The organism is Gammaproteobacteria bacterium (assembly GCA_015709635.1).
Taxonomy (GTDB): domain Bacteria; phylum Pseudomonadota; class Gammaproteobacteria; order Burkholderiales; family Nitrosomonadaceae; genus Nitrosomonas.
This window is the reverse complement of sequence record CP054180.1, coordinates 292,982-314,998: the sequence shown is the minus strand read 5'-3', so window position 1 is coordinate 314,998 and position 22,017 is coordinate 292,982. Positions and strand designations below refer to the sequence as shown.

The following is a 22,017-nucleotide window of genomic DNA, read 5'->3' as shown; positions in this document are numbered from 1 at the left end:
TCGAAATTTTATTTATCAATTCCGTCATCACCGATTTATTATCCGATCAATTTACTATCAGCCGGATTGTCTGCTGCAGACGCGCTCTTCTCCACCGCCGGCAGGATAATTGAAATTTGCGCACCGTGCGGTTTAATATTTTCAATGTGAATAATGCCTTCATGCTCTTCCACAATTTTTTTCACAATGGGCAAACCCAGCCCGGTCCCTTTCGGCTTAGTCGTGACATACGGTTCGAAAACTCGCGCCCTGATCTCATCCGAAAAACCGCAGCCGTTATCACGCACACTGAATTGCACACCACCGTGTACCTTGTCGGTTTTCACTTCGATCACAGGCTCCGGGGTGTCAATCAGCGCATCCTGCGCATTCTGCAACAAATTATGCAACACCTGACGCAATTGCGCCGAATCGCCTCTGATCAGCGGTAAATCATCCATCAATACCTGTTTGATGTGCACATGCGCATGCTGGTTATTTTCAGCCGCCATATTCGCCGTTTCATAAAGCGCCAGCACTTCGTGCACCAGCCGGTTCAAGTCCAGCTGGCGCAATTCCAGCTCAGGAACGCGCGCATACTGATTAAATTCGTTCACCATTTTTTTCAGCGCTTCCACCTGATTGACAATGGTTTCGGTTGAGCGCCGCAAAAACTTGGCGTCTTCCTCGTTCAGCTTATTGATCAATTTGTGCTGCACGCGCTCGGCGGAGAGCTGAATCGGCGTCAGCGGGTTTTTAATTTCATGCGCCAACCGGCGCGCAACCTCACCCCAGGCGACCGCGCGCTGTACTTGCAATAGATTGGTAATATCGTCAAAAACCACCACACCGCCGCCGCCCGACAGTTTGGGCAGACGCGTCCCTCTGAGCAACAAGACCTGATTGCGGCCGTCTTCCGAACGTGTCAATTGGCGCTGCCAAACACCGGCTTCCCCGGAATTAAAACCCGCTTTGATCTCGGTAATCAAGGCATTCAGTTGCGGTTCATTGTTCACGCAACCTTCGATAATCGAACCATCCAAACTGATCAACGGTATTTGCAGTATCTGCTCCGCACTGCGATTTGCCTTGGACAATACCAGCTGATCGTCAAATACCAGCACACCCGATGACAAATTCGCCAGAATACTTTCCAGGTGCGCGCGCGCTCTCTCGACCGCCCGCTGATTATGCTGCGCAGCCGCTTGCGCTTCTTCCAGTTGTTGCGTCATCAAATTGAAGGATTCCGTCAGAACGCCCAACTCATCGCGGCTTTGAACCAGATGACGGCGGCTGTAGTCGCCTTGCGCAATCGCGCGCGTACCCTCGGCCAGCATACCTAAAGGCGCGCTTAATTTTTCACTGAGCAACGAAGCCGTCGCCAATGCCGAAAACAACGATAACAACAACGCCAATGTCAAGGTGACGCTATACAGCCGGGTTAACCCGTGCCGCGACAAAGAAAGCTCCTGGTAATCCTGATAACCCGCCTGTACCCGTTCCGCGTCTTTTGCCAGCTGCAGCGGAACCGGCTGCAGCAGCTGCAGTATCCGGATGTCCTCTTTCAAACTCAATACATTGACAGGTGCAACCACACGCAAATACAGCCCTTTCCCGGCAATCGATTCAATCGCGCCATACGCTTTCTGCATGCGGATATACCGCATGATGACGGCATTGGGTATTCCGGGAAATAACGCCAGATTGCTCTCGCTGGAAAAGGCGATCACCTTGCCATCCTGATTAAACAAAGTCGCTTCTCCAATCTGCGATTGCAACAATAATTCATTCAGCACCGATAGAGGCGGATTGGCAGGATCGGATAAAATCAATGCGGTGGCTTGCGCTTTCCGCTGCAACTCCTCCAGTAAATTATCCAGCATGGTATGCCCCAGATTCAAACCGCCCTCCAGCGCGCGATCCACTTTCACATCGAACCAGGATTCGATACTCTTCCCGAGAAACTGAACCGATACGGCGTACACCAAAACACCGGGGAGTATCGCCATCAAGGAAAAAACCAGCATTAAACGCAACGCCAGCCTGGATCCGAAAACGCCCGATTTGAGACGGCGCCTGAAGCGCCACAACAAAAACCCCAGAATCGCCATGAGAAACACCACGAAGGCGATATTGATGCCCAGCAATAAGCGGTATTTCCGTTCAAAAAACTCGGTATTGGCACCCGCAGTGGCCAGCAGAAAAAGCATCACCGCTCCCACACCGGCCCCCACAATGAGCACGTATTTCATTACTGCCCCTTAATCAGCACCGGTTCCTCTGGTGTGGGCAGTTTCATGTGCCACTCCAGTTTGTCCGAACTCAAATCCCACTGGCTGGAACCGATCGTCTCCACCTGAAATGGCTTGGGCATCCGCGTCAGATCCAGCCACACTCGAACGGATGCCACATAATCGGCATCGGGTTTTAATACGGATTTAACAGTCAACGGCAGATCGCGTATCCGTCCCAGTGCTTGCAATGCTTCTTTTAATGAATAATAGCTTTGTGAAAACACCGGATGATTCAGGTGATATTGCCGTGTCAGCGCATAATAGCGCAAGCCGACCACAAACTTACTGCGTGCCACTTCCTCATTCAGCTTATACCAGCGCGCGTCAAACAGACTGAATTTGGCAACAAAATACAGCACGATGCCTTTCTCAAGCGCTTGTTCCAGTGTCTCATTGAGCGCAATCTCGGTATCCATGTTGATTTCATACCCTGTTTCCGCCGCTACCAGACTGACAGACTTTATCTGTATGCCTTCCGCACGAACCGCGGATATCGGCAACAGCAAAATCAATAATAAAGCGATAAGATTGATATATGCTGGTTTTACTCGACGCGCATGACGATCAGACTTTTTGCAATAGCGCATAGAAGAAGCCATCGTGTTGAATATCCGGTAACAATTGTCCCTCGTTCATTGCCGCAACCGAAAACGGCAATAATTGCGCGTCCGGCCGACATCTAAGAAATCTCTCTATCTGCATGGTATTTTCTTCAGCAAAAACCGAGCAAGTCACGTAAAGCAACTTACCACCCTTAGTTAGAACTTTCCACAGCGCATTCAAAATTGCCTGTTGATTTTCCGCAAACTTAGCCAAATCACTTTCACGCCGCAGCCATTTGATGTCCGGGTGGCGGCAAACCACACCGGATGCCGAACACGGCACGTCCGCCAGAATACGGTCATAAGGACGGCCATCCCACCAAGCATCGGGATTCGCCGCATCGCCGCACACAACCCTTTCTGCCGTCATCCCCAAGCGCTGCAGATTCTGTTGCACCCGTGCAAGCCTTGCCGCCTCATTATCCAGTATCGTCAACGCCACATCGGCCAATTCCAATATATGCGTGCTTTTTCCTCCCGGCGCTGCGCATGCATCCAATACCCGCATGCCGTCATGCACATCCAGGAGCGGTGCGGCAAGCTGCGCACCGGCGTCTTGTACGGTCACCAAGCCTTCGGCAAAACCAGGCAAATCCTCCACCGCCACCGGCTGATGCAGTTGCAGTGCATCGGCCCACAGCGATTCCGCCGCCATCGCTTTTTCCGTCAATAGATCGCGGTAAGCCGCCACGCTTATTTTGCGCCGGTTCACCCGTAACGTCATGGGCGGATGTTTGTTGCCGGCTTCCAGTATCGCACGAAATTTTTGCGGATACTGCCGGCGCACGGTATCAATCCACCAGCGCGGATACGAATAACGCCCTTCTTCTTTTTCAATCGCTTGCTGCAACAAGCTTTCGCGCTGCCGGATAAAATTGCGCAACACGGCATTCACCAGCCCTTGCATTCCTTTGCCACGCGCCAAAGCACGTGAAGCTGAAACGGCTTGATCCACCACGGCGTACGGCATCGCTTTACTGTACTGCAATTGGTATAAGCTGACCAGCAACAAATGCTGCAATTCTTTATCGTGCAACGGCTTTTTCAGTAACAATCCGAGCAGCGCTTGCAATTGACCGTAAAAGCGCAGCACACCGTAGCTTAAATCCTGGATGGCGCCTTTTTGCTGTTTCGATAATGCCGGATCAGCGCGCCGAACCTCCTGCAACACGTCCGTCAAACTTGATCCGTGCAATACCTTACCGATTGCAGAAGCCGCAGCCAGTTGCGTTTTAATCATGCAATGCAGCGGCATGATGCACAGCAATAAAGCATTCACCCGGCTGTATCTGATTGCCGGCAAGAAAATCCGCTGCGCTCATTTTCTTACCGCCGGGTTTCTGCACCGTTTCGAGCCGTAACCAGCCGGAACCGCAGGCGACGATGATTCCTGTCCGGTCAACCGCGACAATTTCCCCCGGCTTCCCGGTATTGCTGCTCATCGTTTTGACTTGCCATATCTTCAACGCCGTATCGCGGAAATGTGTATAAGCACCCGGATTAGGATTGAATGTCCGCACGAGCCGGTCTATCTGCTGCGCGCTTTGTTGCCAATCGATCTGCGCTTCGGTTTTGGTTATTTTGGCTGCGTAGCAGGCTTGCATCTCGTCTTGCGCCGCAGGAACCAGTTTTCCCTGTTGCAATAACGCCAGTGCTTCAACGATGCTCCGCGCACCGAGCTGACTTAATTTATCATGCAGAGATTGCGTCGTGTCGTCCGCCGCGATCTCCAAACCGTGCGTCAACAAAATAGCACCGGTATCCAATCCGGCGTCCATCTGCATGATGGTGATACCGGTTTCACGATCGCCCGCCAGAATGGCACGTTGAATCGGTGCGGCACCGCGCCAGCGCGGCAACAGTGAAGCGTGAATATTCACACATCCCAGACGGGGAATAGCGAGCACCGCTTGCGGCAAAATCAATCCATACGCCGCCACAACCATCACATCCGCGTGTAATGCCTGCAATTGCTGCTGTATTTCGGCAGCTTTCAGAGTCAAGGGCTGCAATAACGCGAGATGATGCTGTTCTGCAAGTAACTTGACCGCACTGGCGGCCGTTTTCATTCCTCTGCCCGCAGGCCGGTCCGGTTGGGTCAAGACCATGACAATTTCATGATCCGCCTGAATCAGCGCATCCAGTGCCGCAGCAGCAAATACTGGAGTTCCAGCAAATAGGATTTTCATGCTAACGCATTGATCACTTATTAATTAGAAGATGGGGATTTGATTGCGTCGATGAAATCCGTGCATTAATCCGCAAGCACTGTACGGATCGCAGCTTGATTCATGCCCGCATAACGCTACATGGTGCTGCGCTGTTTCTTTTTTAGTCTTGCCAGCGTACGCACCTGTTTGAGCCGTGACCAGTATTCCACGAACACCTTACCCGCCAAATGATCCATTTCATGCTGAATACATACCGCCAATAAGCCATCGGCATCCAGCACAAACGATTCACCATGTTCATTCAAAGCCTGCACGGTAACCGACTCGGCTCGTTGCACTTTGCCGTAGATACCGGGCACTGACAAGCAACCTTCCTCATAATCCGACAGACCGTGACTGGCGGTAATTTCCGGATTGATCAAAATGAGCAATTGATCGCGCGTCTCGGAGGTATCGATCACGATCACACGCTCGTGCACATCCACCTGCGTCGCAGCCAGCCCTATGCCCGGTGCGGCGTACATCGTTTCGGTCATATCCTTTATCAGCAAACGAATTTTATCAGTGACTTGCGCAACGGGAACCGCTACAGTATGTAGCCTTTCATCCGGATATTGTAGTATTTTTAAAATAGCCATGAAAAAAATGTATAGTTTAGTAAACCGAACAGCGCATTTAGACCGTATCATTCAGCAATCATTCTGTACGCATCATCACCGCCTTTGAGATCATCCATGCGAAAGCTTATTATAACTATGATTTTATTTCCGGGCCTGCTTTCCATCACGCCGGTCAAAGCGGAAGAGATTGCATTGCGAAATGACTCACCCGACCGTCATGTGGTTGTGCCGGGCGATACATTATGGGGAATTGCTTCCCGGTTTCTTAAAGATCCTTGGCGCTGGCCCGAAATCTGGGGGCTTAACCGCGTGCAGGTAAAAAACCCGCACAAGATTTATCCGGGCGATATCGTGATACTGGAAAAAACGCTGCATGGAGCCCGGCTGCGTCTTTCGGACGAGGAAGAATTTGGCATCAAAACCGTCAAATTATCACCAAAAATCCGCGCAGAACAATCGGGCACCACTGCAATTCCCAGCATCCCGGCAGCTGCAATCGAGCCATTCCTGAGCCAGCCGTTGGTCATCGAAAAAAATGGTCTCGACAATGCGCCCTATATCCTGGGTTCCAGTGACGCGCGAGTCGCCTTAAGCACGGGCAATATCGCGTATGTCAGCGAACTACCGAAAGACAAAGGCGCGGCATGGCAAATTTTCCGCCCCGGTAAAGCATTGAAGGATCCTGATCAAAACGGCTTGGTTCTCGGCTATGAAGCCGTTTACCTGGGAAACGCGAAAGTGACCGCATTTGCGGATGCCAGCACAATACTCATCACGCACGCTTCGGAAGAAATATTAACAGGCGATCGCTTGGTTCCCGCGCCCGGTACTATTTTCAATAACTACGCGCCACACGCACCGGATTTTCCGGTCAATGGGCGGATTATTTCGGTCTATGGCGGTGTCATGGAGATCGGCAAGGGTAATATTGTCACCCTGAATAAAGGGGAAGCGGATGGCTTGGAAATGGGGCATGTGCTGGCTGTTTACCGCAGAAGCCAAGCAAAATCCCTGAAAGGGGAAGTGACGCAATTGCCCGATGAAAGAACCGGACTGGTATTCGTATTCCGTGTCTTTGATAAAATAGCATATGCTCTGGTCGTGCAAAGCACACAGTCCATCAAAATATCGGATGCTGTCAAAACCCCTTGAAATCAGCTGGTATCACCATGAAACATGCTCCGGATCTTGAGGCATGGTTAAGTCTTAATCTGATTGACGGTGTGGGCGGCGAATCCATCCGCAGGCTTCTGATTGCTTTTGGCAATCCCGCAGCAATCCTTTCGGCATCAACCGGTGCGTTGGAGCGCATCGTAAAAAAACCGGTTGCCCAGCGCATCATGCAAGGCTCGGACCGTAACAAAATCACCGGCGCGTTCAAATGGCTGGAAGATCCGGTCAATGCGGTCATCACTTTGGCTGATTCGGATTATCCCGCGCAGTTACTGAATACTGACGATCCCCCTCCGCTCCTGTACTTCAAAGGGCGCCGGGAGCTTTTGCAGCAACCTGCGTTAGCGGTCGTCGGCAGCCGCAATGCCACGCCGCAAGGTTTAACGAACGCGGAAGCTTTTTCCGAAGCCGCCAGCAACGCCGGACTTTGCATCATCAGCGGTCTGGCGCTAGGGATTGATACAGCCGCGCATCAAGGCGGTCTGCGCGGCTCCGCCGCCAGCATCGCCGTTGTCGGTACCGGTCTGGATATTGTCTATCCGGCAAAGAATCACCCGCTTGCCCATAAACTGGCAAAAGAAGGGGCATTAATTTCTGAATTCCCGCTGGGTACCCCTGCCATCGGCAGGAACTTTCCGCGCAGAAATCGTATCATCAGCGGTATGAGTCACGGTTGCCTGGTGGTGGAAGCGGCACTACAAAGCGGATCACTGATCACCGCGCGTCAAGCGCTGGAACAAGGACGCGAAGTGATGGCGATCCCGGGTTCCATTCATTCGCCCTTATCCAAAGGCTGCCATGCCTTGATCAAGCAAGGCGCAAAGCTGGTTGAAAATACTCAGGACATTTTGGATGAATTGAATCATCTGTCCTTAACACGGCATAAGGAAGTTACCGCAAAAAAAGAATTTGCCGTCGAAGAAGCAACTGAAAACGCAATACTACTCAAACACCTCGGCTATGACGCCGTTGATATCGACACACTTTGCGTACGCAGTGGCTTGACGGCTGAAGTTGTATCAGCCATGCTATTAACGCTTGAGCTTGACGGTCGGATCAGCAGTTTACCGGGAGGATGTTATCAGCGAATTCAGTGATAGCGGCAGTATTAACCAAAGGTACTCATCTGTAAACATACTCGCTTTTTTAAATACCATTATGTTCGATATACTCGTTTATTTATTTGAAAATTTCTTTGACTCAGGCAGTTATCCGGACTCTGCGACACTGACGCGCAAACTGACAATGGCCGGCTTTGCCGATGAGGATATCAGCGAAACTTTAAATTGGCTCTCGGAACTCGAGCGCCACGACATTGGCAGCTATCCGGCCAGCTTTGCTGACAACGATTCTTTCCGCTGTTATACCGAATATGAAATGGAAAAAATCGATACGGAAGGGCGGGGATTTATTTTCTTCCTGGAACAAGCCGGAATCATTAACCCGTTACAACGTGAATTGTTGATTGATCGCGTACTGGCCATGGATGAAAATTCATCCAGTCTGGAAAAAATCAAACTGATTGTTTTGACGGAACTGTGGATTCAGAATCAACTTACGGATGATACCGTTCTTGAGAAATTGCTGATCGTCAGCGACTCGCATTACCGGCACTAAGGCAAAATCTATTTCTCATTAGCCCCATCTAACCCGATGGCTGCTGAAGTGAATAGCTTCGAATAGACTCACTACACTTTGATCATGTTTGCAATTCTGACACATTACCCTGATTTTGTAGCGGCACAGAAACTTGGAAATCCGTTGCCGGTGAATGATTTCTTTAGGGAAATTAATGAGTAAATCACTGATCATTGCAGAAAAACCTTCTGTCGCGGCCGACATTGCGCGCGCATTGGGCGGCTTCACCAAACACACAGATTATTTCGAGAACGATCAATATGTTATCTCTTCCGCAGTAGGTCATTTACTGGAACTTGTCATTCCGGAAGAATATGAAGTGAAACGCGGTAAGTGGAGTTTCGCCAATCTGCCGGTGATTCCGCCGCATTTTGATTTGAGCCCGATCGAAAAAACTTCCGCGCGTCTGAAACTCCTCAGCAAACTGATCAAACGCAAAGATATCGAGACACTGATCAACGCGTGTGACGCGGGGCGCGAAGGAGAGTTGATTTTCAATTACATCCTGCGCCATGTCGGCAGCGGCAAGCCGGTCAAACGCCTCTGGCTGCAATCGATGACACCTGACGCCATCCGTCAAGGATTCACCCGGCTATTGGATAATGCAGCGGTACAATCGCTGGCCGAGGCGGCTGTCAGCCGCTCGGAGTCGGATTGGCTGGTCGGAATTAACGGTACGCGCGCCATGACTGCATTTAACTCCCAAGAAGGAGGATTTCACAAAACCACCGTGGGCCGGGTACAAACCCCGACATTGGCGATTCTGGTCGAGCGCGAAGAAAAAATAAAGAAATTCCGCCCGCAGAATTACTGGGAAATCCATGCTACGTTTGCGGCCGGAAATGGCAACTACACCGGCAAATGGTTTGATGACAAATTCAACAAGGATAAAGCCCATCAGGAAGCGAAACCTGAACGGCTGTGGGAGCAAAAACAAGCCGAAGCCATACGCGACAAATGCCGGGGAAAACCCGGTCAGGTCAGTGAAGAGAGCAAACCCAGCAAAGAAATCTGCCCGTTGCTTTACGACTTGACCAGTTTGCAACGCGATGCCAACGGCCGCTTCGGTTTCTCCGCCAAAACAACGCTCGGCCTGGCACAAGCTTTGTACGAAAAACACAAAGTGCTGACATACCCGCGCACGGATTCGCGCGCGCTGCCGGAAGACTATATCGCGACCGTTAAAGATACATTGCTCAGTCTGGAAAATACCGATTACGCAAAATTTGCCCGGCACATTCTGGCATCGAATTGGGTTGTACCGAACAAACGCATTTTCAACAATAGCAAGATTTCAGATCACTTCGCCATTATTCCGACGTCGTTAAATCCGTCCAAGTTAAACGAAGCCGAAGCAAAGCTGTACGATTTGGTGACCAAACGTTTCTTGGCTATTTTCTTTCCCGCCGCCGAGTTTCTGGTCACTACCCGCATTACCCGGGTTGAAAGCGAACCATTCAAAACCGAAGGTAAAGTCATGATCAATCCGGGCTGGCAAGCGGTTTACGGCAAATCCGTCAAACCGGATGATCAGACAGAAGACACAACACTTGTCGCCATTACGCCCGGTGAATCCGTGGCCACCGAAGCTATCGAAATTATCGCCAATCAGACCCGGCCGCCCGCACGGTTTAATGAGGCAACGCTGCTTTCCGCCATGGAAGGTGCGGGCAAGCTGGTGGAAGATGAAGAATTGCGTGAGGCAATGAGTGCCAAAGGTTTGGGAACCCCGGCAACGCGTGCCGCAATCATCGAAGGTCTAGTATTTGAAAATTATATCCAACGCATTGGCCGTGAACTGCATCCGACGGCCAAAGCTTTTTCCTTGATCACATTGTTGCGCGGCCTCAAGATCCCTGAACTGATTTCGCCTGAATTAACCGGCAACTGGGAATTCCAGTTACGCCAGATTGAGCAGGGCGATCTTAAACGCGCTGCATTCATGGAAAAAATTGCCGAAATGACGCGGCATATCGTGGAGCAAGCCAAAACGAATCGCGGCGAAACCATTGCGGGAGACTTTGCGACACTCAAATCTCCTTGCCCGAAATGCGGCGGCACTGTGCACGAAACCTATAAAAAATTTCAATGCCAGAAGTGCGATTTCGCACTGTGGAAAATTCTGGCCGGCCGCCAATTCGAAGTAGAGGAAATGGAAACCCTCATCACGCAACGTGAAGTCGGACCACTACAAGGCTTTCGCAGCAAAATGGGACAGTCGTTCAATGCCATTATCAAGCTTACCGATGCTTTTGAAATGAAATTTGATTTTGGCAATAGCGATGAGAACCATGAAGAAGTCGATTTCAGCGGTCAAACAGCCTTGGGTAAATGCCCGAAATGCAATCACGCAGTGTATGAACACGGCATGCAATATGTCTGCGAGAAATCGGTCGGCGCTAACCGCACCTGCAATTTTAAAACGGGCAAAATCATCCTGGAGCGTCCGATAGAACGCGAGCAAGTCACCAAGCTACTGGAAAATGGAAAAACCGATCTGCTGACAAAATTTATCTCCAAGAAAGGCAAGCCTTTCTCAGCTTATCTGGTGAAAAGTACGGATGGAAAAATCAGCTTCGAGTTTGAACAGAAAGCTCCTAAAAAAACCACCGCAAAAGCTAAAAAACAAGCAAAAACTGAAGCTTCCGGTGATGCCACTCAGTGACACACAGTGATTAGGAATGGTGACTTAAGGTACTTTACCGCCAGGAAAACTCTGAAAAACTACTGAGACTCGACCATGCAGCGTTGAAATCAGGCTCAAAATGCTCATCCAGTACTCGTAAACTGCACTTTTTCACCTGATTTCGTCTTATCTGCCCGGTCGATCGCTACCTTTTTCAGATCTGCCCTAAACTCGTTATGAGTTATAAAAATTAAGAACATACTTGAGCACACCGCTGGAGCCCATGATAATCATGATGAGCCCGCCGACGATAGCCGCACCTTCCAGGATAATCGATGCGAACGCCCGCGCTGTATTTTCAAATTCCTCTTCACCTAAATCATTCCTACGTTTTTCCCTGCGATTTTTTACCCACAGTTGTAACCAGACAGCAACTGGAATCATCAGCAAGGAGAACATTAAAACAATTTCTGCATCTTCCATTCATCAACCTCTTTTTATATAAAGTGTCTTTTTTGTAAAAAAGATAGATTACCTTAAACGGGGCACTTTAATAAAGATTTTTCCAAATGCAATAAATCTATCCGAATCGCTTCCATAGAATTCGTAGCTCTGAAAAATCAATAAAATTACGCCTCGGATATTTTTATGGGATATTATCTAGCAATTTTTATCACAGCACACAACCATGAAATGGCTTGATCTCCCGTTTGCCAAGAGTGCTCGTGGCACAGTGCAGCTGCCTGGATCAAAGAGCATTTCGAACCGGATCCTGCTGCTTGCCGCATTATCGGAAGGCACTACAGAGATTCACGATTTATTGGCTTCCGACGATACCGCACGCATGCTGGATGCGCTGACTCAGTTGGGCATTGCTGTCACACCAACGGATAAAAACGATTACACGATCACCGGCGGCAATGGGATTTTTCCGGTCAAGCAAGCGAACTTATTTCTCGGTAATGCCGGTACCGCTTTCCGCCCTTTGGTTGCCGTATTGTCCTTAATGCGGGGAAATTATCGTTTATCCGGCGTACCGCGCATGCACGAGCGGCCCATTGCGGACTTGGTGGATGCATTGCGGCAACTGGGTGCGAACATCAATTATTTGGGAAATCCCGGTTTTCCGCCTCTGAAGATTAAACCGGCAGCTTTGCGCGAGCAAGATGGCACGCATACGGTTACTGTCAAAGGCGATGTTTCCAGTCAATTTCTCACCGGATTGCTGATGGCATTGCCGTTGAGCGGAAAGAAAGCCATCATTAACGTATCCGGCACACTCATTTCGCAACCTTATATCGAACTGACGCTCGCGCAAATGCGCCGTTTTGGTGTGCAAGCCGAACACACCGGCTGGCAACAATTTGTGATACCGGCACAGCAAAAATACCGCAGCCCGGGCCACATTTTTGTCGAAGGCGATGCATCCTCCGCATCCTATTTCCTGGCAGCCGGCGCCATCGGACATGGCCCGGTGCGTGTTCAAGGCGTAGGGCGCGATAGCGTGCAAGGCGATATCCGCTTTGCATCCGCGCTGGAATTGATGGGTGCAAAAATAGCAATGGGAGAAAATTGGATCGAGGCCAGCGATACTAAAAACGAAAATGGCACAACATTTCTGCGCGCTATCGATTTGGATTGCAATCATATTCCCGATGCGGCCATGACATTGGCAGTTGCGGCATTATTTGCCGAAGGCACGACCACACTGCGCAATATCGCCAGCTGGCGCTTGAAAGAAACAGACCGTCTCGCGGCAATGTCGGCTGAGCTGCGCAAGCTTGGCGCAGTGGTGGAAGAAGGTGCAGATTATTTGCGCATCACGCCACCCGCACACGGCCTAATCCCAAATGCGGCGATCGATACTTATGACGATCACCGCATGGCCATGTGCTTTGCTCTGGCATCCTTTGGAGCACCGGTGCGCATTAACGATCCCGGTTGTGTCGGCAAAACGTTTCCCGATTATTTTGAAAAATTTTCACAAATAATTCACCCGGAAATGAAATAATTCCCGCCTTGGTCATTTAAATAACAAGCTTGCTTGATGAATACGAACAACATCCCCGTTATCGCTATCGATGGTCCATCCGCATCCGGTAAAGGCACTATCGCCCAATTAGTCGCTCATCAACTCGGATTTCATTACTTGGACAGCGGTGCGCTATACCGTCTGGTGGCATTGAAAACGATGCAATTAAGCGCCGATATGCAAAATTCCGGTCAGCTCGCGGAAATTGCCAGGAATCTGAATGTCTTTTTTAAGGATGAGCAAATTTACCTGGACGGTAAAATTGTCACGAACGACATCCGCACGGAACAATGCGGTATCCTGGCTTCTCAGTTGGCTGCTTATCCGCAGGTTCGCGCAGCGCTCACCGAGCGTCAGCGTGCTTTCCGGCAAATGCCAGGATTGGTCACGGATGGACGTGACATGGGATCCGTTATCTTTCCGGACGCCATGCTTAAAATATTTTTGACCGCCAGTGCGGAAGTACGCGCACAAAGGCGATATAAGCAGTTGATAGAGAAAGGAATGAGTGCTAATATCGCCGACTTATTGCAGGATATCCGGAAACGGGATGAACGCGACAGCAATCGCAGCATCGCGCCTTTACAACAAGAGGCTGACGCCAAATTGCTGGACACGACTTCATTGACCATTTCCCAGGCGCAAGATGCCGTTCTCTCCTGGTATAATGAGAGTTTTGCAAAAACCCGCGTTTGAACACGAAATAAAGCCGCTTTTCTTAGCACTCCCATGTAGAAAAGAAAACGGAGCGATTGTTTCAAACATTTTATTAACCAACCCTATCCGCAGGATAATAATCCGAACGGAATGATAAATCAGGTATTTTTATAATGACTAATGCTTCCACTGCAAACCAGAAATCTCCCGAAAGTTTTGCCGCACTCTTCGAAGAAAGCCTCGCGCGCCAGGAAATGCGTGCCGGCGAAGTAATTACTGCCGAAGTCGTTCGTGTCGACTATAACATCGTTGTTGTCAACGCCGGCCTCAAATCCGAAAGTTTTATTCCCGTCGAGGAATTTAAAAACGATCGCGGTGAAATCGAAGTTAAACCGGGTGATTTTATCAGCGTTGCCATCGAGTCTCTGGAAGACGGTTATGGAGAAACACGACTTTCCCGCGATAAAGCCAAGCGCCTGACTGCCTGGCATGATCTGGAAGAAGCTATGGAAAGCGGCAAAATCGTCACCGGCATGGTCAATGGCAAAGTGAAAGGCGGCTTGACAGCCATGATCAACGGCATCCGCGCGTTTCTTCCCGGCTCGCTGGTGGATATCCGCCCTGTCAAGGACACCACGCCTTATGAAAACAGGGAAATGGAATTCAAGGTCATCAAGCTTGACCGCAAACGCAATAACGTGGTGGTTTCACGCCGCGCAGTACTGGAAGCGACACAAGGCGCCGACCGCGAAACCTTGTTGTCCAATTTGCAGGAAGGTGCAATCGTGCACGGTATCGTTAAGAACATTACCGACTATGGTGCATTCGTCGATCTCGGCGGTATTGATGGCCTGCTGCATATTACCGATCTGGCATGGCGCCGCGTTAAGCATCCTTCGGAAGTAGTCAATATCGGTGATGAAGTTACCGCCAAGGTTCTCAAGTTTGACCAGGAAAAAAACCGCGTCTCGCTGGGCATGAAACAATTGAGCGAAGATCCGTGGGTTGGTTTGTCGAGGCGTTATCCGGCACGCACCCGCTTGTTCGGTAAAGTCACCAATTTGACCGATTACGGTGCATTTATCGAAATTGAGCAAGGCATTGAAGGCTTGGTGCACGTATCGGAAATGGACTGGACCAACAAAAATGTCTATCCGTCCAAGATAGTACAATTAGGCGACGAAGTTGAAGTCATGATTTTGGAAATCGATGAAGAACGCCGCCGCATATCACTGGGCATGAAACAGTGCCAAACCAATCCATGGGAAGAATTTGCCGCCACGCATGAAAAAGGTGATAAAGTTCGCGGACAGATCAAATCGATCACCGATTTTGGCGTATTTATCGGTTTACCCGGCAATATCGATGGTTTGGTCCATCTGTCCGATTTATCCTGGAATCAGCCTGGCGAAGAAGCCGTTCTTAATTACAAAAAAGGTGACGAAGTTGAAGCCGTCATTCTCTCGATCGATGTTGAGCGTGAACGTATTTCACTTGGCATCAAGCAAATGGAAGGTGATCCTTTCACCAGTTTTGTCGCTGAGCATGATAAAAACAGCATTATCGAAGGCACGGTAAAATCCATTGACGCCAAGGGTGCTGTGATTGCCCTGACAAACGATGTGGAAGGTTATTTACGCGCTTCCGAAGTTTCGCGTGATCGCGTTGAAGACATTCGCACGCATTTGAAAGAGGGCGATAAGGTCGAAACCATGATCATCAACATCGACCGCAAAAATCGCACGATCAATCTTTCAATCAAAGCCAAGGACAAATCGGATGAATCCGCTGCGATGCAAAAAATCAAAACACCTGCTAACGCTGGAACAACCAGCCTGGGTGCTTTGCTGAAGGCCAAAATGGATAGCAAGAATACAGAGCAATAAGGAATATTAATGACGAAATCTGAATTAATTACGCGGCTTGCGGCACGATTTCCGCAACTGGTAACTAAAGATGCCGAGCTCTCAGTCAAAATGATTATCGATGCCATGGCGAAAAGCTTGGCAAAAGGTCAGCGCATTGAAATACGCGGTTTCGGCAGTTTTGACTTAAATTACAGACCGCCGCGGATTGGGCGCAATCCAAAATCGGGAGAAAAGGTCAAGGTGCCTGAAAAATACGTGCCCCATTTCAAGGCAGGAAAAGAAATGCGTGAACGCGTTGATTACAAGGAAAAGAAATAAAGTAAAGTGCAGAGAGTGCTTCTAAGGAAACTCTGAAAAAAGTAACGAGCAACAACGGTCAGGCAAGTGAAATCAGGTGAAAAAGTGCAGTTTACGAGCGGTAAATGAGCATTTTTAACCTGATTCTAACGCCGTATGGTCAAGCACCGTAGTTTTTCAGAGCTTCCTAAACATTTGAAGTATATTCTCGAAGACTGATTAACGCTTATAAATTTTCATTGTTATCGCCGATCGGAATATAAAATTCTGTAGACGTTTGAATTCTAATTAACGATAGGAAAATAGTCTGCTCAATCATGATATATCGTGGACTATCTCATCAATAATTGTGCATTTGCTTGTTTTATCGGTTTAAACAATTAAAGCATCTAACAACTCATAGGCTAATTCATTATGATCAATCTAATTACCTGGCTTTTGCGTATTGCAGTCTTTGTTATTCTCGCCGTATTCGCTTCCAAAAACTCTCAACCTGTAACACTTCACTATTATCTGGATCAATCCATTGAACTACCCTTTAGCGTAGTACTTTTGATCTTTTTCGCTCTGGGTGCTTTAATCACCGTATTATTTGTGCGGTGCCGATGCCATTCCAGCGAATAATCAACATAGCTCTCCATGCACGATCCACGCATTATTGTGGCGCTGGATTTCTCCAGTGCCGAACATGCATTGCAACTATCCAGAAAACTTAAACCTGATTTATGCCGTCTGAAAGTTGGCAAAGAACTTTTCACTGCTGCCGGCCCACAGCTCATTGAAAAGCTAATGGCCATGAATTTCGAAGTATTTCTTGATCTAAAATTCCACGACATTCCCAATACCGCCGCCAGCGCTTGCAGGGCGGCTGCTAATCTCGGTGTATGGATGGTCAATGTGCATGCGCTGGGCGGACGAAAAATGCTGGCTGCGGTACGGGATGCGATTCCGCACGGTTCAACCAAACTTATCGCCGTTACTTTGCTGACCAGTATGGATCAAAATGACATTGCGGACATCGGTTTGCAAGGAGAGCCGGAACAAATCGTTACGCGCCTGGCAAAACTGACCAAGGACTGCGGATTGGACGGCGTGGTCTGTTCAGCGCTGGAAGCAGTCAATTTACGGCAACAATTCGGCGCTGATTTCTGCTTGGTCACGCCCGGCATTCGCCCGGCAGACAGCCAAGCCAATGACCAGAAAAGAATCACCACACCGCAACAAGCCGTCCGGAATGGAGCCAGTTACTTGGTAATCGGACGACCGATTACGCAAGCCAGCGATCCGCTTCTCATGTGCCAACGATTGAATGCGGCAATTGCTGATATTGGTTAGAATCCATTTCCGGATTTCCTCGCCTTTATTCTTCGTTACTGCTTTTTTATCCAAATAGTGGCCGCGGCAAGCATTAAATGACTTGCAATGCTTTTAAAATAGGCAGCTGTTTCTCTAAGAAAGCTTTGGCTTGCTCGGTCAATTCGTTGATATTCTCCGCATCGGTTTCCAGTCTTTTGCCTTCTTTAATAACTTTCTGTCCTAGTGCGGAAACTATTTGCCAAGCAAATTGCGCAATATCTTCCGCTTGCTTCAATTCTTTTCCCAACCCTACCAGAAAGAGCTGTTGAATACGCCCGACCATTATACCGCCGCCGGTCACGGGACTTGCCAGATAAGAAATTTCTCCGCTGCTACTCGCCTTGCGCAAAATATAGTTATTCAGCTTTTCAGTTTGTTTCTTCGCTTTAACAATGATATTTTCTTCCTGCGCCAATGCCATTTGACCTGAACCGATGAGAAACATAGCCGACTGGATAATCTGCGGCAGCGTAATGCCTTTTTCCTTCATCGCCTGCTCAATCTGCCCCAATGCTTTGATTTTATGATCGCCCAAATAGTCCAGAATAGGAACATAGATAGGCTCACTAAATGTCGCCGTGCCGAGCACACCGGTCACTTTCAGTTCTGCATCGGCGCGCCGCACGGTCAGAACGACCCGGATAGCACGTGATCGATCCATTTGCTCTGCGGCTGATAGTTTGCATAACCCCCTGCCCCAGTAATCGCGCCGGAATTGTTGATTCACGATAAAATCCCGCACACTTTCGCGGAACGTTGTGTCAGGAATGTCGTTCAAGAATGCTTGCTGCTCATTTGATAAGTTGATGATATCCAAATGATCCGACTGATGTGCCGAACATGCATAAGTCAACTTTGTCGGCGCCAGCCAATCTTGCATGATCGAAAAATGGATGGGATGCCAATCGCGATTAAAATATTCATGCGCCAAATAATGCCGATTCTGCTCTTTTAGCTTTTTCAGCCGCTCCGGAATAAGCGGATTAACCCGCAAGAATCCCGGATTTATGGCTTGCAATCTTTCCGTGAAGTCCAATGCGCCATTAATGCGATTGATGATGCCATGCCCTTCTGTCCCAAAAACTCTTGCATGTTCGGTCATCAAATGCCGCATGGGCGCAAACGACGACCAGCCTGGCAACGTGTTATAGCTGATATAAAGCACCCCGCCAACTTTCAATTTGCGGCGAATAAAATCTACGATAACTGCGCGATTTTCGTCATTGATCCAACTCCAGATGCCATGCACGCCAATGAAATCAAAATCCGGCAAATCGGTACGCCTGGCAAAACTTTCAAAGCTATCATCATATAACGTTGCGCCAGAACCACAGGCAGCCGTCATTTCTTGCGCGAAAGCCGCTTGCGTCGGGTTGAAATCCGTTCCATACCACTTTATGGTCGATGCTGCGGCATGCAAATTGACACTCGCTCCTTGACCAAATCCTAATTCGCAGGCAGTTCCTACCTCAGGATATTTCAGACCGGCAAATGTAAGAATTTGCTTGATTCTCAATGGATTTAGTTCAGAATAATAACCAAACGTATAACCGATATCCGCTACATAACCATCAGTCCAATCGTTCATATACTTCCTTGCTTTGAATTTTCTATTTTCTCCAACCGAATAACTAAAGCTAGCAAAGCCGCCAGTTAGACTTTGATCCTCTTTTGCTCGAGCTGGAAACGATATTGAGCCAGATGCTCAGTAAGCTTTATGCAGATTCGTCATATAGCTTGTTTCATGAATCGCTTTTTTGTCGAATACAAGATTTATTGTAATATCTGACTCTTCAAGCACAAGAAATTCTTGCGACCGTGTTCTTCCATAAACAAAAAGGCCAAATCAATTGAGATTTGGCCTTTTTATTAGAAACAGTTTCTAAAAAAACTGTTTACTTATACCTTCCTTAAACTACTGTGAAGACTAACGTATCGGTTGCTGCGTTGTAAACCAGCGTATCATCTGTACCGGTACCAACCAAGCGAATTTGCGCATCATCAGTTGCGCTGTAGACACCGTCTCCGTTTAAGTCAAACTGTAGATCCATATTACCGCCGGCTTGGTTCGCTGCAATATTCGTCGTAGCGCTCAGGCTCGTGCCATGAATATTGATGTTACCACCGGTTGCTGACAGCAATGTACCACCGCTCTTCAACAAACCTTCCAGTGCGGAAGTCAGATCAATGGTTACTTTGTCGCCTGCGGCAACACCGGTAATGTTGACAACTGTCGAGTCACCAGCCTTCAGATCACCAGCATTCAATGCGGTAGCGGTAAATTTCATCGTATGATCAGCTGTACCACCGCCAACAACCGTAACAGTATCAGAACCACCGCCTGTGTATAGTGTTGAAGTCAATGTCGCTGCGTTATCGATCTGAATCGTGTCATTTTTACCTGTGCCCTTAACCAGCAATGATGCACTGGCTGATGCATTGGTATTAATTGAAACTGCAGCGTCATTGGTCAAGCCGGATGCATCGATTTCGGTCAGTTTGGTTGCAGCCGCTGTGGTCAATGCCAATGCTTCATCACCGGTAATTACAACTTTCTCTGCATCCGATGCAACCAGCGATGCGATTGAATTTTCTTCAGCACCACCGACCACTTTAGTGGAAGAACCGTCACCCAAAGATTTCAGGTTGATAACGTCAGCGTTGGCAAACGTCAGAGAAGCTACATCCACACCGTTCGCATTTTTTACTACACTGTTATCCAAGCTGATCGTTGTGGTATCGCTAGTGCCACCTGATACAAAATCCGGAGCACTTAATACAACTGTGGAAGCATCACCATTAATCGTGATGTTGCCAGTTGTCGCTGCATTGATATTTGAAACCGTAACGGTACCACCACCGCCTTCGCTGATAACCAAACCAGAAATGGTATTTTTGGCGCCAATGATAGCTAGATTATAAGTCGTTGCATCCGCAGCCGCAGCTTCGAAAATTTCGAATCCGGTGATACCGATCACTTCAGCTGCCGTATCCACGGTATCTGCATCAGAAACGCTTAAGGTATCCTTACCATCACCGCCGTTCAGCGTATCGGCAGCCGTAATCGTTGCACCCATTACAATCTTGTCGTCACCTTTACCGCCGGTAAACGTCAGATCGGAAGCAGCTACCGCGGTAGGACCAACCGTTACACTACCGGTCGCCGCACTTGCGTCAATTGTTGTGACTGTTCCTATGCCTGACGTATCCAGTTTCAAATTCTTATCACCGGTTATATTGACTGTTGCAAGCTTACCGCCGGCATTAGTCAATGTAACATAGCTATCATTTCCCGAAGCGGTCGCACTTAATGTGGTCAGTGCCGTTCCCGTCAACGCCACTGTCGCATTGCCTGTTTTGCTACCCGCTTTATCCAAAGTCAATCCCAGGCTTGTCGGTGTGTTACCGGCGATGGTAGCAGTTGAGCCGGCGGCTTGATTGGTCAGCTTAACTGCCTGATCGGATCCAACAGTAACCGTGTTTGAACCAAACGTATCCAGTTCGATCGATTTCACATCCGATTTGGTTGAGTAATCAATAGCAGCACCAGGGTTGTTGTAGTACACCTGCTCAATACCCGAAAGATTTGGAACGATGTCCGTTCCAAACATTCTCAACGTATCGGTACCGTTACCACCAACCAGAGTATCGCCCGCACTTGCCGAAGTATCATCACCAATGAAAATATCATTCTTGGAAGTACCGGTGATGTTATCCGTTGAACCCGTAAGTGTGAATGTTTGACCGACTTCTCCAGGATTACCGCCCGGATTCGCGATTGCTGCCGCTTCATCGGCGGTATATGCATGATCTCCTGTCACTGGGCTCAATATGCTTTGCAATGTATCCAAGTCAGTGCTAGTTGCTGTCTTTGAATAAATGGCGGCCACCATAGCTTTGTTTTCCAGCAATGTTTTTGCTGCTGCAAACGCGGTATCCGTGGTGGTCGACAGGAATGTCGCCGCATCAAAAACAATTTTACCGAATCCAACACCATTGGTCAGTTGCTCAGTAAAATACGCTTTTGCTTGAGAACCCGCGCTGGCAGGATCGCTATCAGCAGTCACACCGAAGTTTTTCATCAGAACGTCGACCTGATCATCAACCGTAACTTTACCCGCCAAAATTCCAGTCGTGAATACTGGGCTCGCAGCCAAAGTATCGGCCAATTGGCTTGTAGTCATTCCACCTTCAACCAGTGCCGCCAATTCGGACAGATAGACACCGCCCGGTGCCGCATTAAACAAACCTGCAACAACCTTCAAAATTTCAGTTTGCTGTGTACTCGATATAGCCATGGGAGCTCCCTTGATAAAAATTAAAAATAGTTACGAAAGTAAATTACTTGCAAGTTTTTCACTTTTCACTTTGTCTCTATGTAACCCCTGCGCAATAATTAATTCTTTTACCAGAAGCTACCACAAAAGCCAAGTTAAAGCGCATTCTGCCCAAAACAATCCCGCTTTGCAAGTATGCAGTTGAAGTTTCTATTTAATATGTTGCTTATTTGCAACAATATAAAACATTTAATACTTTAAAAGATTATCTTCATATTTTAAATCTAAAATAAGCACTTAAAACGTGTCTTTTCTCACATAAATGGGAAATTTATTTATAAAACTGCTTACAAATATACGCATCTCATCGAATGCGAATATCGCCCTCTGGCAGAAAAAGCCAAACTTAAATGAAATTAAATTTTCA

16 protein-coding genes and 1 pseudogene are annotated in these 22,017 nt (G+C 48.5%); 9 read left to right on the top strand and 8 right to left on the bottom strand.

What is annotated here, in order from left to right:
- Positions 1–38: 38 nt before the first annotated feature.
- The 5 genes from HRU78_01435 to def form a co-directional block, all read right to left on the bottom strand.
- Positions 39–2,231 (bottom strand): HAMP domain-containing protein, encoded by a 2,193-nt coding sequence (locus HRU78_01435; GenBank protein QOJ22467.1) that lies wholly within the window; start codon positions 2,229–2,231, stop codon positions 39–41.
- Positions 2,231–2,860 carry a DUF4390 domain-containing protein gene (locus tag HRU78_01430; GenBank protein ID QOJ22466.1) on the bottom strand — a complete coding sequence of 210 codons (630 nt, stop codon included), beginning with the start codon at positions 2,858–2,860 and terminating at the stop codon, positions 2,231–2,233. Before HRU78_01430 ends, HRU78_01435 begins: the two co-directional genes overlap by 1 nt.
- Positions 2,838–4,115: a 16S rRNA (cytosine(967)-C(5))-methyltransferase RsmB gene (gene rsmB / locus HRU78_01425; GenBank protein QOJ24861.1), complete on the bottom strand. Its 1,278-nt coding sequence runs from the start codon at positions 4,113–4,115 to the stop codon at positions 2,838–2,840. The genes HRU78_01430 and rsmB overlap by 23 nt, the downstream gene beginning before the upstream one ends.
- Positions 4,108–5,064, bottom strand: coding sequence for a methionyl-tRNA formyltransferase (locus tag HRU78_01420; protein QOJ22465.1), 957 nt, complete (start codon positions 5,062–5,064; stop codon positions 4,108–4,110). Before HRU78_01420 ends, rsmB begins: the two co-directional genes overlap by 8 nt.
- Positions 5,065–5,180: 116 nt before the next feature.
- Positions 5,181–5,684, bottom strand: a complete 504-nt coding sequence (def, locus tag HRU78_01415; GenBank protein QOJ22464.1) for a peptide deformylase — start codon at positions 5,682–5,684, stop codon at positions 5,181–5,183.
- A 96-nt stretch (positions 5,685–5,780) separates the two neighbouring features.
- Between def and HRU78_01410 the strand changes: the two genes are divergently transcribed.
- From HRU78_01410 to HRU78_01395, 4 genes are all read left to right on the top strand, one after another.
- Complete coding sequence (locus HRU78_01410) at positions 5,781–6,818, top strand: LysM peptidoglycan-binding domain-containing protein (protein QOJ22463.1); 1,038 nt, start codon at positions 5,781–5,783, stop codon at positions 6,816–6,818.
- A 17-nt stretch (positions 6,819–6,835) separates the two neighbouring features.
- Positions 6,836–7,936 carry a DNA-protecting protein DprA gene (gene dprA / locus HRU78_01405; protein QOJ22462.1) on the top strand — a complete coding sequence of 367 codons (1,101 nt, stop codon included), beginning with the start codon at positions 6,836–6,838 and terminating at the stop codon, positions 7,934–7,936.
- 61 nt (positions 7,937–7,997) lie between these two features.
- The gene (locus HRU78_01400; GenBank protein QOJ22461.1) at positions 7,998–8,456 is read left to right on the top strand and encodes a DUF494 domain-containing protein; all 459 of its coding nucleotides are present in this window, start codon (positions 7,998–8,000) and stop codon (positions 8,454–8,456) included.
- A gap of 175 nt (positions 8,457–8,631) precedes the next feature.
- Complete coding sequence (locus HRU78_01395; protein ID QOJ22460.1) at positions 8,632–11,142, top strand: DNA topoisomerase III; 2,511 nt, start codon at positions 8,632–8,634, stop codon at positions 11,140–11,142.
- Positions 11,143–11,337: 195 nt separating this feature from the next.
- Here the strand turns inward: HRU78_01395 and HRU78_01390 are convergent, their stop codons facing one another.
- On the bottom strand, positions 11,338–11,586 hold the full coding sequence (locus HRU78_01390; GenBank protein QOJ22459.1) for a hypothetical protein: 249 nt from the start codon (positions 11,584–11,586) through the stop codon (positions 11,338–11,340).
- 205 nt (positions 11,587–11,791) lie between these two features.
- Between HRU78_01390 and HRU78_01385 the strand changes: the two are divergent.
- From HRU78_01385 to pyrF, 5 genes and pseudogenes are all read left to right on the top strand, one after another.
- Positions 11,792–13,831: pseudogene (locus HRU78_01385) on the top strand (bifunctional 3-phosphoshikimate 1-carboxyvinyltransferase/cytidylate kinase).
- 134 nt (positions 13,832–13,965) lie between these two features.
- Positions 13,966–15,678: a 30S ribosomal protein S1 gene (gene rpsA, locus HRU78_01380; protein ID QOJ22458.1), complete on the top strand. Its 1,713-nt coding sequence runs from the start codon at positions 13,966–13,968 to the stop codon at positions 15,676–15,678.
- A gap of 9 nt (positions 15,679–15,687) precedes the next feature.
- Complete coding sequence (locus HRU78_01375; protein ID QOJ22457.1) at positions 15,688–15,978, top strand: integration host factor subunit beta; 291 nt, start codon at positions 15,688–15,690, stop codon at positions 15,976–15,978.
- Positions 15,979–16,371: 393 nt separating this feature from the next.
- A complete protein-coding gene (locus tag HRU78_01370) occupies positions 16,372–16,581 on the top strand; it encodes a LapA family protein (protein QOJ22456.1) in 210 nt (69 codons plus the stop codon).
- A gap of 15 nt (positions 16,582–16,596) precedes the next feature.
- The gene (gene pyrF, locus HRU78_01365) at positions 16,597–17,292 is read left to right on the top strand and encodes an orotidine-5'-phosphate decarboxylase (protein ID QOJ22455.1); all 696 of its coding nucleotides are present in this window, start codon (positions 16,597–16,599) and stop codon (positions 17,290–17,292) included.
- Positions 17,293–17,365: 73 nt separating this feature from the next.
- Here the strand turns inward: pyrF and HRU78_01360 are convergent, their stop codons facing one another.
- Both HRU78_01360 and HRU78_01355 read right to left on the bottom strand, forming a co-directional pair.
- Entirely contained in the window at positions 17,366–18,901 is a 1,536-nt protein-coding gene (locus HRU78_01360) for a methyltransferase regulatory domain-containing protein (GenBank protein QOJ22454.1), read from the bottom strand.
- Between the two features lie 322 nt (positions 18,902–19,223).
- Positions 19,224–21,611, bottom strand: coding sequence for a hypothetical protein (locus HRU78_01355; GenBank protein ID QOJ22453.1), 2,388 nt, complete (start codon positions 21,609–21,611; stop codon positions 19,224–19,226).
- Positions 21,612–22,017 lie beyond the last annotated feature (406 nt).